Genomic DNA, 916 nt, shown 5'->3' with positions numbered 1-916 from the left:
CGGAAGTGCGGGCGCTTTATCTTGAGGGCGGGCACCACGCGGCGTAAGCCCTTTGGGAAGAGTCGGCTCTTACTGAGAGTCGACTCTTTTTTCACTCTAAAATTAGATACGTCTTTTCGGTTGTCGATTTTTTCGGCATTCTCCTAAAAGGATATTTTATTGGAGGGTTTTAAATGGATTTTATAGCCAAATCTATTTTCGAGGGCATTCGAAAGGCAAATGAAAGTTATTATAATTGGTCCGGAGGCGAGTATTGGTTAAGTGATGCTCCTGTAGAAAATATTATGCAAACCTATGTTGCTGAGTCATGTTATAAAGCTGTTAAGGCAAAGAAATTACTTGTTCATCCTGAGGCAAATTTAAATTATTTTCTCCATCAGAAATTATGGGGTAAAAGAAGGGCGGATATAATTATAACTGATGACGAACAAGAGCCGCTATACATAATAGAGCTAAAGAGATCTTCCGGAGAAATGATGCGAGATGCAATTAAGATAAATGATATTTTTTTGCGTTTTAGGAAAAAAAMAACACCCTGGAAAAATTAAATCAGCTTATTGGGGGGCTTTTGTTACACATCATAGTGATATGAGGAACCACCAGAATATTGATATGGCGGTGAATCATGTGTTTGAAAATTTTTCATCATGTCTGAAGTGCGAACCATCTCGTATCTCTCGATTAGATAAAAAAATTACGAATGGGGACGTATGGTATAATGATCATCGAGTTGATTGGAATAGTGCGGCTCTTATTGTAAAAATTGATTTCTCATAATGTTGAAGCTCACCAGTCTTACATTTGACAGGCGGCTGTCTTACTCTAGAAGTGCCCACCATTGCGAAGGTGGGCACCACGCGGCGTAACACGGCGTCGATACGGAGAGTGCAAAGCGGGGCGGGAAACTGCCCCGGCT

Annotated in this window: 1 protein-coding gene; it reads left to right on the top strand. The window is 40.7% G+C overall.

Features of this window, described 5'->3' with window-relative positions:
- Positions 1-173 precede the first annotated feature (173 nt).
- The gene (locus tag VZ95_RS24835; RefSeq protein WP_156995528.1) at positions 174-548 is read left to right on the top strand and encodes a hypothetical protein; all 375 of its coding nucleotides are present in this window, start codon (positions 174-176) and stop codon (positions 546-548) included.
- The last annotated feature ends 368 nt before the right edge of the window (positions 549-916 follow it).

Origin of the sequence: Elstera litoralis, from assembly GCF_000963705.1 — a bacterium.
Classification (GTDB): Bacteria; Pseudomonadota; Alphaproteobacteria; order Elsterales; family Elsteraceae; genus Elstera; species Elstera litoralis.
Note: the sequence above shows the minus strand (reverse complement) of the source record. Positions and strands in the feature narration are given on the sequence as shown.